The 13,159-nt window shown below is 71.6% G+C and carries 14 protein-coding genes; 12 read left to right on the top strand and 2 right to left on the bottom strand.

Annotated elements, in window-relative coordinates:
* Position 1: 1 nt before the first annotated feature.
* Positions 2 to 1,597 (bottom strand): acyl CoA:acetate/3-ketoacid CoA transferase, encoded by a 1,596-nt coding sequence (locus LJB74_RS05090; RefSeq protein WP_259307506.1) that lies wholly within the window; start codon positions 1,595 to 1,597, stop codon positions 2 to 4.
* Positions 1,598 to 1,899: 302 nt separating this feature from the next.
* Here LJB74_RS05090 and LJB74_RS05085 point away from each other — a divergent pair, with 302 nt between their 5' ends.
* The 5 genes from LJB74_RS05085 to LJB74_RS05065 are packed head-to-tail and all read left to right on the top strand — an operon-like array spanning position 1,900 to position 6,405.
* Entirely contained in the window at positions 1,900 to 3,042 is a 1,143-nt protein-coding gene (locus LJB74_RS05085; protein WP_259307505.1) for an acyl-CoA dehydrogenase family protein, read from the top strand.
* A gap of 35 nt (positions 3,043 to 3,077) precedes the next feature.
* Positions 3,078 to 3,854: a hypothetical protein gene (locus LJB74_RS05080; RefSeq protein ID WP_259307504.1), complete on the top strand. Its 777-nt coding sequence runs from the start codon at positions 3,078 to 3,080 to the stop codon at positions 3,852 to 3,854.
* 21 nt (positions 3,855 to 3,875) lie between these two features.
* On the top strand, positions 3,876 to 4,811 hold the full coding sequence (locus LJB74_RS05075; RefSeq protein WP_259307503.1) for an electron transfer flavoprotein subunit alpha/FixB family protein: 936 nt from the start codon (positions 3,876 to 3,878) through the stop codon (positions 4,809 to 4,811).
* On the top strand, positions 4,808 to 6,124 hold the full coding sequence (locus tag LJB74_RS05070; protein WP_259307502.1) for an FAD-dependent oxidoreductase: 1,317 nt from the start codon (positions 4,808 to 4,810) through the stop codon (positions 6,122 to 6,124). The genes LJB74_RS05075 and LJB74_RS05070 overlap by 4 nt, the downstream gene beginning before the upstream one ends.
* Complete coding sequence (locus tag LJB74_RS05065) at positions 6,121 to 6,405, top strand: ferredoxin family protein (protein WP_259307501.1); 285 nt, start codon at positions 6,121 to 6,123, stop codon at positions 6,403 to 6,405. The genes LJB74_RS05070 and LJB74_RS05065 overlap by 4 nt, the downstream gene beginning before the upstream one ends.
* Here LJB74_RS05065 and LJB74_RS05060 read toward each other — a convergent pair.
* Positions 6,386 to 7,090: a TetR/AcrR family transcriptional regulator gene (locus LJB74_RS05060; RefSeq protein WP_259307500.1), complete on the bottom strand. Its 705-nt coding sequence runs from the start codon at positions 7,088 to 7,090 to the stop codon at positions 6,386 to 6,388. The two genes, LJB74_RS05065 and LJB74_RS05060, sit on opposite strands and share 20 nt — an antisense overlap.
* Before the next feature lie 213 nt (positions 7,091 to 7,303).
* Between LJB74_RS05060 and LJB74_RS05055 the strand changes: the two genes are divergently transcribed.
* Genes LJB74_RS05055 through LJB74_RS05025 form a run of 7 tightly spaced genes read left to right on the top strand, consistent with a single transcriptional unit; the run spans position 7,304 to position 13,154 of the window.
* Positions 7,304 to 8,455, top strand: coding sequence for a 4Fe-4S dicluster domain-containing protein (locus LJB74_RS05055; RefSeq protein WP_259307499.1), 1,152 nt, complete (start codon positions 7,304 to 7,306; stop codon positions 8,453 to 8,455).
* Positions 8,456 to 8,481: 26 nt separating this feature from the next.
* The gene (locus LJB74_RS05050; protein WP_259307498.1) at positions 8,482 to 9,363 is read left to right on the top strand and encodes an FAD/NAD(P)-binding protein; all 882 of its coding nucleotides are present in this window, start codon (positions 8,482 to 8,484) and stop codon (positions 9,361 to 9,363) included.
* A 1-nt stretch (position 9,364) separates the two neighbouring features.
* A complete protein-coding gene (locus LJB74_RS05045; RefSeq protein ID WP_259307497.1) occupies positions 9,365 to 10,180 on the top strand; it encodes a hypothetical protein in 816 nt (271 codons plus the stop codon).
* A complete protein-coding gene (locus LJB74_RS05040) occupies positions 10,177 to 11,487 on the top strand; it encodes a Ni/Fe hydrogenase subunit alpha (RefSeq protein ID WP_259307496.1) in 1,311 nt (436 codons plus the stop codon). Before LJB74_RS05045 ends, LJB74_RS05040 begins: the two co-directional genes overlap by 4 nt.
* Positions 11,484 to 12,002, top strand: coding sequence for a hydrogenase maturation protease (locus LJB74_RS05035; RefSeq protein ID WP_259307495.1), 519 nt, complete (start codon positions 11,484 to 11,486; stop codon positions 12,000 to 12,002). The genes LJB74_RS05040 and LJB74_RS05035 overlap by 4 nt, the downstream gene beginning before the upstream one ends.
* Complete coding sequence (locus LJB74_RS05030) at positions 11,989 to 12,240, top strand: HypC/HybG/HupF family hydrogenase formation chaperone (protein WP_259307494.1); 252 nt, start codon at positions 11,989 to 11,991, stop codon at positions 12,238 to 12,240. Before LJB74_RS05035 ends, LJB74_RS05030 begins: the two co-directional genes overlap by 14 nt.
* Positions 12,237 to 13,154: a DMT family transporter gene (locus tag LJB74_RS05025; RefSeq protein ID WP_259307493.1), complete on the top strand. Its 918-nt coding sequence runs from the start codon at positions 12,237 to 12,239 to the stop codon at positions 13,152 to 13,154. Before LJB74_RS05030 ends, LJB74_RS05025 begins: the two co-directional genes overlap by 4 nt.
* The last annotated feature ends 5 nt before the right edge of the window (positions 13,155 to 13,159 follow it).

The following is a 13,159-nucleotide window of genomic DNA, read 5'->3' as shown; positions in this document are numbered from 1 at the left end:
GTCAGGCCTTTCCGGTGGGCGACGGCACCGATGCCGGCGCGGAGGTGATCTGTGCGGCGAGCTCGCCCCAGGTCTCGCGGAAGATGCCCGCGGGCATCAGGGCGAGCTCCGGGGAGATCTGGGGGGTGAAGTCCATGTGCGCCAGGACGTCGGTCTCGAGGTCCACGCCCGGCGCGATCTCGATGAGGGTCATCGCGCCGTCGATCAGCTGGAACACCGCGCGTTCGGTCACGTAGAGCACGCGCTGGTCGGTGCCGGCGGCGTACTGGCCGCTGAAGGTGATCTGCTCGACGTGGTCGAGGAACTTCCGGGCCCGGCCCTCGGTGCGGATCGCGAGCGCGCCGTCGACGACCTCGACCTCGAGCCCGCCCGCGGTGAACGTCCCGGCGAACAGCAGGGTCTTGGCGGCCTGCGAGATGTTGATGAACCCGCCGCAGCCGGCCACCCGGCTGCCGAACTTCGAGACGTTGACGTTGCCGTGCTGGTCGGTCTGCGCCAGTCCGAGGACGCACAGGTCGAGGCCGCCGCCGTCGTAGAAGTCGAACTGCGCGTGCATGTCGACCAAGGCCTCGGGGTTGTAGGCGTGGCCGAAGTCCTTGAGGCCCGCCGGGACGCCGCCGATCGCACCGGCCTCGGTCGTCATGACCACCGAGGCGCTTGCGCCCTCCTCGGCGACGACGGTCCCGACGTCCGCAGGGATCCCGACGCCGAGGTTGAGGACAGCACCCTCGGTCAGCTCCATCGCGCAGCGGCGCGCGATGATCTTGCGCTCGCTGAGCGGGATCGGCACGACGCCCGACAGCGGTGTGCGGACCTGTCCGGAGTACGAGGGGTTGTAGTGGGTGTTCTCGGTCTGGAAGTGGTTCTCCGGCTCCGAGACGACGATGTAGTCCACCAGGACGCCGGGGACCTTGATGTCGTTGGGGTCGAGCGACCCGACCTGGGCGAGCGACTCGACCTGGGCGATGACGATGCCGCCGGAGTTGTGCGCGGCCTGGGCGATCGGCAGGACCTCCATCTTGAGGCCCTCCTTGGTGAGGGTGAGGTTGCCGTTCTCGTCGGCCACCGTGCCGCGGATCAGCCCGACGTTGATCGGGAAGGACGGGTAGAAGAGCCACTCCTCGCCGGCCAGCTCGATGACGTGCACGACGTCCTCGACCGAGCGGGGGGACATCCGTGCACCTTCGACGCGGGGGTCGACGAACGTGCCGAGCCCGACCTTGGTGATGATCCCGGGGCGCTTCGCCGCGATCTCGCGGTAGAGCTGGGTGATCACGCCCTGGGGCAGGTTGTACGCCTCGCACCCGTCGGCCTCGATCAGCTTCGCGAGGGCGGGCGAGGCGATCGCGATGCCGCCGATCCATCGCTTGAGCAGGCCCTCGTGGCCCCAGTGGCTCATGCCCTTGGTGCGGCGGTCACCGACGGCGCTCGCATGGATCGCGGTGAGGTTCAGCGGTGCGCCGGTCTCGACGAACCTCTTCTCGACCGCGGCGATCACCTCTTCGTTGACGCAGGCGAGACCGAAGCCGCTGAGAGCGACCGTGTCCCCGTCATGGATGAGCTCGGCGGCCTGGGCCGCGGTGATCACGTGTGCCACTCTCGGTGCTCCTTCGTGGAGGGTCGTGCAGGGGTCGAACGTCCGGATGGGCGGTGGGCGTCGGCGAGCCTCGCCGCACCTGCTCGCGGCACAGCGTTCGGGAGTTCGTCCGTGGCGTCACGGGCCGAACGTCCCGGTCTGGGCGGTCGATTTCTGATTCCGGACGGAATGCGTCGGTAATTAGGACGATCGTCCTGCGAACGACCCCGTGGGCGGCCCCCACGATGAGGTCACGGCGCCGTCCACGGTGGCCCGGAGCGCAGCAGGACGGCGCACACCTCGACAGCGAAAGGCGCACGACCATGGACTTCGGCCTGACCGACGAACAAGAGCTCCTGCTCGAGAGCCTCGGCGACCTGCTCGAGCGCGAGTGCCCCGAGTCGTACATCGCGGATCTCGACCTGAACCACCAGCAGCCCACGTCGTTCCGCAAGGCGATGAACGATGCCGGGTTCGGGTCTCTCGGGTTCCCCGAGGAGTACGGCGGGACGCCCTGCGACGCGGTCACGCTCGTGCTGCTCGCCGAGCGCGTCGCGCGACAGGGCCTCAACAACGGTTACGGCCTCGAGCTCCTCCAGGCCACCGACATCCTCGAGTTCGGCAACGAGGACCAGAAGCGCGAGATCCTCGGCTACCTCGCCGCGGGTGAGGTGCCGTTCGCGCTCGGCTTCACCGAGCCGGGTGCCGGCTCCGACAACTCGGCGATGGCGACGACGGCCGTCCACCACGACGGCATGGTGACCTTCAACGGGACGAAGACGCTCATCACGAGCGCCCTCGCGTCGAAGAACCTGCTCGTCATGGCCAAGGACCCCGCGGTGGAGAACCCGCGCGAGGCGATCTCGATGTACCTGGTGCCGATGGACTTGCCCGGGCTGACGACCAACCGCCTGGACAAGATCGTCTGGCACATCAGCGACTCGTGCGAGATCTTCATGGACGACGTCACGCTGCCCGAGAGCTGCCTCGTCGGGGTCAAGGGCGCGGGCTTCAAGCAGCTCATGCGCAACTTCGAGCTCGAGCGCCTCGTGATCGCCGCCAACTGCCTGGGCCAGGCGCAGTGCGCGTTCGACGACGCCGCGTCCTACGCGGCGCAGCGGGTCCAGTTCGGCAAGCCGATCGGGTCCTTCCAGCTCATCCAGCTGAAGCTCACCGACATGGCCATCAAGCTCGAGAACATGCGGAACTTCGTGTACCGCACCGCGTGGATGGTCGACCAGGGACTGCCCCTCAAGAGCCAGGGCGCACTGTGCAAGCGGTACTGCGCGATGGCGGCCTTCGAGGTCGCGGACGAGGCGATGCAGATCTTCGGCGGGGTCGGCGTCACGGTCGGCACCCGCGTCTCGCGCCTGTGGCGTGACCTGCGCGGACACCGGTTCGGCGGCGGCACCGACGAGATCATGGTGCACATCGCCGGCCGCCAGATCGTCAAGGACCACAGCTGAGGCCTCGGCATCGGCACGGTGAAGGAGAGACACCCATGAAGATCGTCGTCGCCTACAAGTGGGCAGCGAACCCCCAGGACGCCGAGGTCGGCCCCGACGGCACCGTCGACTGGAACCGCGCGAAGGGCGCGGTCAGCGAGTACGACCCGGTCGCCTTCGAGCTCGCCCGCACGCTCGCGGACACCTGCGGGGGCGAGGTGGTCGGGCTGACCGTCGGCGCGGCCGCCATCGACTCGCCGCTCGCTCGCAAGGCCGCGCTGTCGCGTGGTCTCGACTCCCTCGTGATGGTCGCCGACGACGCGCTCAGCGGCGCGGACGGCACCACGCTCGCGGCCGTCCTCGCCGGGGCGGTGCGTGCGATCGACGGTGTCGACGTCGTCCTCGCGGGCGAGTCCTCGGTCGACGTCGGCGACCGTCAGGTCGCGATGACCCTGGCGGCGCAGCTCGGCTGGCCCGGCCTGAACTCGGTCCGCACCGTGACGGCCGACGGTGCTTCCGTCGTCGTCGAGCGGGAGGTCGCCGGCGGCGTCGAGACCGTTGCCGTCGAGGGGCCGGTCGTCCTCGCGGCGACCGCCGACGCCGCGCTGCCGCGGGTCCCCGGCATGAAGGAGATCCTCGGGGCCGCGAAGAAGCCCACGCAGCTGCTCGACCTCGCGGCGCTCGACGTCGCAGCACCGGCCGTCACGCTCGCGCCGGTGTCCACCGCACGGCCGGACACCGGCAACCGGCAGCGCGTCATGCTCGACGCCTCCGACCTGCCGGCCGCCGCCGCCCAGCTCACCGCAGCCCTGCGCCAGTCCGGCGTCCTGTAGACGAAGAAGAGGTATCCCGACATGAACGTCTCCTCCCAGGCATGGGTCGTCGTCGCAGACGACGCGAGCATCGGTGGGCTCCTCGAGGCCGCACGTCCGCTCGGCACGTCGCTGGTCGCTCTGGTCGCCGGTCGGCGCACCGTCGCCGACGCGGTCGCGGTCGCTGGCGTGGACCGCGTCGTGTGGCTCGGCGAGCCCGGTGACGGCACCCCGGTCGAGGCCTACGGTCCTGCGGTCGGACGCGTCGTCGCCGAGGCATCGCCGCGCGTCGTCGTCGGACCGGCCACCGACGCCGGTCGGGTGCTGCTCGGTGCCGTCGCGGCGGCGACCGGGTCCGTCGTGCTCGCCGGCGTGGCGGAGCTGTCGCTCGACGGCGACCAGGTGGTCGTCGAGCGGGCCGTCAACGGTGGCATCGCGCTGCGCCGGGACCGCGTGGTCGCCGGGCCGGCCGTCGTCGCGCTCGCGCCGGGGAGTGCGGTCTCCGGTGCCGTGCCCGTCGCGGTCGAGGAGGTGGACCCGGGTGCGCTGCTGCCGTTGCGGGTCACCGCCCGGCGCGTCGCCGAGCACGCCGGAGTCGACCTCGGCTCGGCGAAGACCGTCGTCGGTGTCGGTCGTGGTCTGAAGGCGCGCGAGGACCTCGCGCTCATCGAGGACCTCGCCGCGGCGGCCGGAGGCGAGCTCGCGTGCTCGCGCCCGCTCGCCGAGGGGGTCGACTGGGTCGCCAAGGAGCGCTACCTGGGGATCTCGGGCCAGACGATCAGCCCCGACCTGTACGTCGCGGTCGGCATCTCCGGGCAGATCCAGCACATGGTCGGAGTCCGCGAGGCCAAGACCATCGTCGCGGTGAACGCGGACGCGAACGCCCCGGTGTTCCGCGAGTGCGACTTCGGGATCGTCGGCGACCTCTACACGGTCGTGCCGCTGCTCGCCGACGCGTTCCGGGCGGCGCGATCATGACCGACGCCGTCGAGCCCGACTTCGACGTCATCGTCGTGGGCGCCGGGCCGGCCGGCTCGGTCACCGCGTACCGGCTCGCCCAGCAGGGGCTGTCGGTCGTCCTGATCGAGCGGGGCGAGGCGCCCGGGGCCAAGAACCTGAGCGGCGGCGTGCTCTACGGACGGGTGCTGGACCAGGTGTTCCCCGGGTTCGCCGACGAGGCGCCGGTCGAGCGGCGCATCACGCGGCACGTCACGACGTTCCTCACGGCCGACTCCGCGGTCAGCCTCGACTACAGCTCGCAGCGGCTCGCGGAACCGGTCAACGCGGTCACCGTGCTGCGCGCCCGGTTCGACCCGTGGCTCGCGTCCAAGGCCGAGGAGGCAGGCGTCTTCCTCATGGCGGGCGTGCGCGTCGACGCGCTGCTGACCGAACAGGGACCCGACGGTGCGCCGCGCGTCGTGGGGGTGCGCGCCGGTGACGACGAGCTCCGCGCCCGCGTGGTCGTCGCCGCCGACGGCGTGAACTCGTTCCTCGCCCGCGACCTCGGCCTGCGCCGGACCGAGCCGACGAACCACCTGGCCGTCGGGGTCAAGACGGTCCTCAGGCTCCCGCGCACCGCGATCGAGGACCGGTTCGGGCTCACGGGCGACCAGGGCGCGGCGCACGCCGTGGTCGGGGACTGCACGCTGGGCATCGGCGGTGGCGGGTTCCTGTACACGAACGCCGAGTCGCTGTCCCTGGGCGTCGTGCTCCGCCTCGACGACCTCGTCCGCTCCGGGCACACCGCGATCGAGGTGTTCGAGCACTTCCTCGAGCACCCGGGGCTCGCGCCGTATGTACGCGACGCCGAGGTGCTCGAGTACGGCTCGCACCTCGTCGCCGAGGGCGGCGCGGACATGGTCGGGACGGTCGCGACGCATGGGCTGGTCGTGGTCGGTGAGGCCGCGGGGCTCACGATCAACAGCGGCCTGACGGTCCGGGGGATGGATCTCGCGATCGGGTCCGCGATCGCTGCGGCCGACGCGATCGTGGAGGCCGTCGCGGCGGGAGACGTCACGGCGACGGGACTCGCCGGCTACCGGCGGCGCCTGGAGGAGAGCTTCGTGCTCCAGGACATGGCGACCTATGCGCGGGCGCCGAAGTTCCTGGAGCGGACCGGCATGTACGGCGCGTACGGCGAGCTCGCCGCGGACGTGTTCCACGGGGTGTTCGGGCTCGACACGACGCCGCGCCGACACCTGCTGGCGGTCGCCCGCCAGGCGTTGAAGAGGTCACCGGTCACGGTGCGCCAGCTGATGAGCGACGGATGGGCGGGGGTGCGTGCACTGTGAGGACGACGACGGTCTCCGAGAGGCTTGCGGCGAACAGGTTCGAGCTCGACGAGGAGGAGTCCCACATCCACGTCGACCAGGAGCTGTGCCGCAGCACGGGCACCGGCAGGGCGATCATCGCGGTGTGCCCGGCCGGCGTGTACAGCGAACGCGACGGCGAGATCCTCGTCGACTACGCCGCGTGCCTCGAGTGCGGCACGTGCCGCGCGGTCGCGGCGCCGGGCGCGTTGACCTGGCACTACCCGCGCGGCGGGTTCGGGGTCACGTTCCGCGAGGGCTGACCGGGCTCGCCGCCCGCAGCTGGTTGTCGACCATGGTCTCGATGTAGTCGGGCAGGTTGCGGCGCACCCGGTCGACCAGGTGCGGTGGCGTGACCAGGATGTGCATGAAGATCGCCCCCTCGACGGCGTCGAGGATCAGCACCGGTGAGGCGTCCGCAGCCAGGTCCCCTGCACGGATGGCGGCGGCGACCCGGTGGCGCTCCTCGAGCACGAACTCGGTGATCGCCTCGCGGCGGATCTCGGCGAACACGTCGGGATGCGCGCGCGCCTCGACGTACAGGCGCAGCATCGCCAGGCCGTGCGGACCGAGGTACAGGTTCGCGCGTCGCGTCGCGTGCGCGACCAGGTACTCGCGCAGCGTCTGCTCGGCGGGCTCGGCGGGCTCGGCAGGCGTGCCGTCGGTGTCCTCGTCCGGCGCGGCCTCGTCCACCTCGGGCTCCTGCTGCGAGTGGCGCAGCGCCGCCGCGAGAAGGGTCTCCTTGTCCTTCCACCGCAGGTAGATCGAGGACTTGCCGACCCTCGCGCGCGACGAGACCTCCTCGATGGTGAGGCCGGTCCACCCCTTCTCGCCGAAGACCGCGAGCGTCGCCTCGAGAGCGCGCTCCTCGAGGTCGGGGTCGCGCGGGCGTCCCGGTCCCCGCCGGACCTCCGGCGGCTCGTCGAGGTCGGGTGCGGTACCGGTCACCTCGCCACCCTAACGGCGGGCGGCGCGTGCACCCGTGCCCGGCACCACGGTGCGTGTCAGGTGCGTGTCAGGTGCGTGTCAGGTGCGTGTCTGGTGCGTGTCTGGTGGCGCCGTCACCTGCGGTGGGACACATCGCGTCAGCACGACCAAGGTCCCTGGCGCTCCCGGGCGGACGCGGCCACGGTGAGAGGTACTCGACGGGGGAGGCGTCCAATGGCGGGCGAAGCTCGGTTGATCGATCTCGACGGACTGCAGGGACTCATCGACGCCCTGAGTGCGCGCGGGTACACCATCATCGGTCCCACCGTTCGTGACGGGGCCATCGTCAACGCGCCGGTGCACGGCGTCGACGACCTGCCGCGAGGGTGGGGTGACGAGCAGGACGCGGCGCACTACCGGCTCCGACGACGCGACGACGACGCGGTGTTCGGGTTCGCGGCCGGAGCGCAGTCTGCGAAGCCGGTCGTGTTCCCGGCCCACGAGCTGATCTGGCGCGGGCGACGCACCGGCACCGAGTTCACGGTCAACGAGCGGGAGGTGGACGGGCCGCTCGCCGGACCGGCGCCGCCGTACGCGCTCCTCGGCGTGAAGTCGTGCGACCTGCACGCGCTCGCGATCCACGACACCGTGCTGCTCGGCCGCGCCTACACGGACACGCGCTACGCCGAGCGTCGCGCCGAGTCGTTCATCGTCGCGGTGACCTGCACGGACCCGGCCGGGACGTGCTTCTGCGCGTCGATGGGCACCGGGCCCCGTCCGGACTCGGGGTTCGACCTGGCCCTCACGGAGCTGCTGGACGACGGCCCGCACCGGTTCCTGGTCGAGATCGGCACGCCGCGCGGGGCCGAGGTGCTCGCGGACGTCGTGGCGCCACCGGCACCCGAGTCGGACGTCGTCGAGGCGGACGCGGTGGCCGTCGAGGCCGCGGGCCGGATGGGCCGCACGCTCGACACCGTCGGTCTGAAGGACGTGCTGTACGCCAACGCGGAGAGCCCGCGCTGGGACGACGTCGCCTCGGGGTGCCTGGCCTGCACCAACTGCACGCTGGTCTGCCCGACGTGCTTCTGCACCTCGGTCGAGGACGTCGCCGACCTCACCGGCGACGTCGCCGAGCGGCGGCGCGTGTGGGACTCGTGCTTCAACGAGGACTTCTCGTACATCCACGGCGGCAGCATCCGGTCCGAGACCCGCTCGCGCTACCGCCAGTGGATCACGCACAAGCTCGCCGCCTGGGAGGACCAGTTCGGCACCTCCGGGTGCGTCGGCTGCGGTCGGTGCATCACCTGGTGCCCGGCGGCGATCGACATCACGGCGGAGGCAGCGGCACTGCGCTGGACCCCGCAACCCGCTGCCGCCGGCAGCTGAGTCCCGACGACGGACCGGAGTGGCAGATGACCAGTCTCATCGACAACCAGCACCCGGGTCGCACCGGGGCGACCGACGACGCGCACCTGGACCCGATGGTGCCGCGACCGCACCGGATCTCCCGGACGCGGCAGGACACCCGCGACACGTTCACCCTCGAGCTGGAACCCATCGACGGGCCGCTGCTGCGGTACCAGGCGGGCCAGTTCACGATGCTCGACGCGTTCGGGGTCGGCGAGGTGCCGATCTCGATCAGCGGTGACCCGACCGCACCCGGGCCGCTCGAGCACACGATCCGCGACGTCGGCGTCGTGACGCATGCGCTCATCACCGCACCGGCCGGTGCGGTGGTCGGCGTCCGCGGACCGTTCGGCACGTCGTGGGACGTGACGGCGGGGGAGGGCAAGGACGTCGTCTTCGTCGCCGGCGGGATCGGGCTCGCGCCGCTGCGACCGGCCCTGCTGGAGCTGATCGCCCACCGTGACCGCTACAACCGGGTCGTGCTCCTCTACGGTGCGCGCACCCCCGAGGACATCCTGTTCGGTGACGAGCTGCGGACCTGGGCGAAGGACCACGGCGTGGTCGTCGAGGTCACGGTCGACAACGGCCAGCACGCGTGGCGCGGCCGCGTCGGGCTGGTCACGGCGCTCGTGCCTCGCGCGGGGTTCGACCCGCGCAACACCCTCGCGCTGGTCTGCGGCCCGGAGACGATGATGCGGTACGTCGCCTCGGCGCTCACCGACCGCGGCGTCCCCGAGCACCAGGTCCGGCTCTCGATGGAACGCAACATGAAGTGCGGGGTCGGGCTGTGCGGCCACTGTCAGCTCCGCGAGCTGTTCGTGTGCGTCGACGGACCCGTCCTTCCCTACAGCCGGCTCGCTCCGTTGTTGTCCTCCCGGGAGCTGTGAGATGAGTACACCGACGACCCAGACCGCCCTGCCCACCCTGGCCGTGTGGAAGTTCGCGTCGTGCGACGGGTGCCAGCTGACCCTGCTCAACTGCGAGGACGAGCTGATGGCGCTCGCGGGACAGGTCAACATCGCCTACTTCCCGGAGGCCACCCGGGCCGTGATCGAGGGCCCGTACGACGTCTCCCTCGTCGAGGGCTCCGTCACGTCACCCGAGGAGATCGAGCGCATCGGCCACATCCGCGAGATCTCGAAGACGCTCGTGACGATCGGGGCGTGCGCGACGAGCGGCGGCATCCAGGCGCTGCGGAACTTCGGTGACGTCGCCGAGTTCCGGTCGATCGTGTACGCGCACCCGGAGTACCTGTCGACGTTGTCGCGCTCGACACCGATCTCGGCGCACGTGAGCGTCGACTTCGAGCTGCGGGGGTGCCCGATCGACAAGCACCAGCTCCTCGAGGTCCTGGCGGCCTACATCCAGCGCCGACGGCCGCGGATCCCCACCTCCAGCGTGTGCGTCGAGTGCAAGCGTCGGGGTGCGGTCTGTGTCGCGGTCGCGCACGGGACCCCGTGCCTCGGCCCGGTCACCCAGGCGGGGTGCGGCGCGATCTGCCCGGCGTTCTCGCGGGGCTGCTACGGGTGCTTCGGACCGCAGGACACCCCGAACACGTCGTCGCTCGCCGACCGGCTCCTGGCGCTCGGCATGGCGGAGGACCAGGTCATGCGCATCTACCGGACGTTCAACGCCGCATCCGAACCGTTCCGACGCGAGAGCGAGCGCCACGAACCGGCGCTCCAGGAGGAGGTGCGCTCATGAGCCACAAGCTGACCGACGGCGGCCAGGTCCTGCATGTCGGGACCCTCGCCCGGGTCGAGGGCGAAGGCGCGATGCACATCGAGATCGAGGACGGCAAGGTCACCGAGGTGCAGCTGCGCATCTTCGAGCCGCCGCGCTTCTACGAGGCGTTCCTGCGCGGGCGCGCGTGGACCGAGCCGCCGGACATCACCGCACGGATCTGCGGGATCTGCCCCGTCGCGTACCAGTTCAGCTCGTGCATGGCCATCGAGGACGCCTGCGGCGTGACGGTGCCGGAGACCATCCAGGCGATGCGCCGGCTGCTGTACTGCGGCGAGTGGATCGAGAGCCACGCGCTGCACATCTACCTGCTGCACGCGCCGGACTTCCTGGGCTACCCGGGCGCGATCGAGATGGCCAAGGACCACGGTGCGGCGGTCGAACGGGGGCTGCGGCTCAAGAAGGCCGGCAACGACCTCATGACCGTCGTCGGCGGCCGCTCGGTGCACCCGGTGAACGTCCGGCTCGGCGGCTTCTACCGGATGCCGAGCGTCGCCGAGCTCAAGGCGTTGCGGCCGGTGCTCGCCCGCGGGCTCGAGGACGCCCTGGCGACCGTGCGGCTGGTGTCGACGTTCGACTTCCCCGACATGGAGCAGCCGTACACGTACCTCTCGCTGCGGCCCGAGCACGGGTACCCGATCGACACCGGGAGCGTCGTGACGTCGTCCGGCGCCGCGTTCGACGTCCGGGACTTCCCGTCGCACATCACCGAGTTCCACGTCGCGCACTCGAACGCGCTGCACGCGAGCCTCGACGGCGAGGACCTGCCGTACGTGGTCGGTCCGCTCGCGCGGTACACGCTCAACCACGACCGGTTGTCGCCGCTCGCCCAGGCTGCGGCACGCGAGGCGGGCCTCGGCACGACCTGCCGCAACCCGTTCCGGTCGATCATCGTGCGGGCGGTCGAGCTCGTCGAGGTGTTCGTCGAGGCGCTGCGGATCATCGACGCGTGGCACGACGGCGTCGCACCGTCCGTGCCGGTGCCCGCTCGTGCCGGTGAGGGCTTCGGGGCCACCGAGGCGCCGCGCGGTGTGCTGTTCCACCGGTACCGGCTCGCCGAGGACGGGACGATCCTCGACGCGCAGATCGTCCCGCCGACCTCGCAGAACCAGCCGAGCATCGAGGCCGACCTGCGCACGCTCACCGAGAGCTGGGTGCAGCTCTCCGACCACGACCTCTCGCACCGGTGCGAGGAGGCCATCCGCAACTACGACCCGTGCATCTCGTGCGCGACGCACTTCCTCGACCTGACGGTGGAGCGCTCGTGACCGGGACCCGGCTCGTGATCGGCCTCGGCAGCCCCGACCGCGGGGACGACGCCGTCGGCCCGGTCGTCGCGCGCCGGGTCGCCCGCCTGGGGCTCGAGGACGTCGCCGTCCTCGAGCACGAGGACCCGACCGGGCTGATCGACCTGTGGGCGGACGCCGACGTCGCCGTGGTCGTCGACGCGGTGTGCTCGGGCGGCGAGCCCGGCGAGCTCCTGGTGATCGAGACCGGAGCCGGTGCCGAGCCGCTCGCCGACCAGGCCTGGGCGCGGACCGGTCGGGGTGGCACGCACGCGTTCGGTCTCGCGGCTGCGGTCGAGCTCGGCCGGGCGCTCGGCCGGCTTCCGGCCCGGCTCGTCCTGGTCGGGGTCGAGGCCTCGGCCTTCGAGCACGGAGCACCGCTCTCACCCGCCGTCCACCGTGTGCTGGACGCGGCCGTGGGCGCGGTGGTCGGTGCGGTCGCCGGCCCGTTCGAGACGGCAGAGGAGTCGGAGGTGACGGTCGATGTGCCTGGGTGAGATCGCGCAGCTCGTGACGGTCGGGCCCGGTCGCGAGGCCGTCGCCCGGGGGACCACCCGGGTGCTGGAGCTCTCGCTGATCGCGCTCGACGAACCCGTGCGCCCCGGGGACTGGGTCGTCGTCCACTCCGGTTTCGCCCTGTCCCGGCTCGACCCCGAGGAGGCCCGCGAGGCCCTCGAGCTGCGCGACGCGTCGTCGAGCGTCGCCGCTGACCCACCGATGAAGGGATCCGCATGACCAGCAACCGCCGCACAGGACTCCTCCTGGCGCTCAGCACCGCCGTGATCAGCGGTTTCGCGGTGTTCCTCAACAGCTACGGCGTGCGGGCCTTCGGCAACGCCTCCGTGTACACCACCGCCAAGAACGTCGTCGCGGCCGTCGTGCTGCTCACGGTCGTCGGCCTCGGCAGCCGCGCCGGTGCCCGGTTGACCCGACCCGAAGGTGCACGGCAGTGGCTCACGCTCGGACTGATCGGCGTGATCGGCGGCAGCGTGCCCTTCCTGCTCTTCTTCGAGGGGCTGGCCCGTGCGTCGTCCGGGCAGTCGGCGTTCATCCACAAGACCCTCGTGGTCTGGGTCGCCGCCCTCGCGGTCCCGCTGCTCGGGGAGCGGCTCTCGGCGGCGCACGTGGCCGCGATCGTGCTCCTCGTGGTGGGCCAGGTCGGCCTCGTCGGTGGCGTCACGACGGCTCTGGGCTCGGGAGAGCTCATGATCCTCGGTGCCACGCTGATGTGGGCCGTCGAGGTCGTGATCGCCAAGCGGCTGCTGCGCGGGGTCTCGTCCTGGACGGTCGGGGTCGCCCGGATGTCGGTCGGGTCGGTGGTCCTGCTGGCCTGGGCCGCGCTCCGCGGGCAGGCCGGTGCCCTCGTGTCGATGACCGGGACGCAGTGGGCGTGGGTGCTGCTGACCGGGGTGATCCTCGCCGCGTACGTCGGGACATGGTTCTCGGCGCTGGCCCGTGCGCAGGCGGTCGACGTCACCGCCGTGCTCGTGCTCGGGGCGATCGTGACGGCTGTTCTCGGCGCGACGGTCAAGGGAGCAGCGCTCGGGCCGCAGCTGGGGTGGCTGACCCTGCTGGTGGCCGGCGGGGCGGTGCTCTCGTGGCACGTGTGGCGGTCGCGCGACCTCGTCACGGGCGCCACGTCGGCGTAGGTGTC

Origin of the sequence: Cellulomonas sp. P24, from assembly GCF_024704385.1 — a bacterium.
Lineage (GTDB): Bacteria > Actinomycetota > Actinomycetes > Actinomycetales > Cellulomonadaceae > JAJDFX01.
This window is presented reverse-complemented; position numbering and strand designations above follow the sequence as displayed.

Bases quoted from the DNA above. Each gene is read 5' to 3' on its own strand.
- LJB74_RS05045 (WP_259307497.1), top strand. From the start codon at position 9,365: ATGAGTACACCGACGACCCAGACCGCCCTGCCCACCCTGGCCGTGTGG.
- LJB74_RS05025 (WP_259307493.1), top strand. From the start codon at position 12,237: ATGACCAGCAACCGCCGCACAGGACTCCTCCTGGCGCTCAGCACCGCC.
- LJB74_RS05085 (WP_259307505.1), top strand. From the start codon at position 1,900: ATGGACTTCGGCCTGACCGACGAACAAGAGCTCCTGCTCGAGAGCCTC.
- LJB74_RS05075 (WP_259307503.1), top strand. From the start codon at position 3,876: ATGAACGTCTCCTCCCAGGCATGGGTCGTCGTCGCAGACGACGCGAGC.
- LJB74_RS05070 (WP_259307502.1), top strand. From the start codon at position 4,808: ATGACCGACGCCGTCGAGCCCGACTTCGACGTCATCGTCGTGGGCGCC.
- LJB74_RS05080 (WP_259307504.1), top strand. From the start codon at position 3,078: ATGAAGATCGTCGTCGCCTACAAGTGGGCAGCGAACCCCCAGGACGCC.
- LJB74_RS05040 (WP_259307496.1), top strand. From the start codon at position 10,177: ATGAGCCACAAGCTGACCGACGGCGGCCAGGTCCTGCATGTCGGGACC.
- LJB74_RS05055 (WP_259307499.1), top strand. From the start codon at position 7,304: ATGGCGGGCGAAGCTCGGTTGATCGATCTCGACGGACTGCAGGGACTC.
- LJB74_RS05050 (WP_259307498.1), top strand. From the start codon at position 8,482: ATGACCAGTCTCATCGACAACCAGCACCCGGGTCGCACCGGGGCGACC.
- LJB74_RS05030 (WP_259307494.1), top strand. From the start codon at position 11,989: ATGTGCCTGGGTGAGATCGCGCAGCTCGTGACGGTCGGGCCCGGTCGC.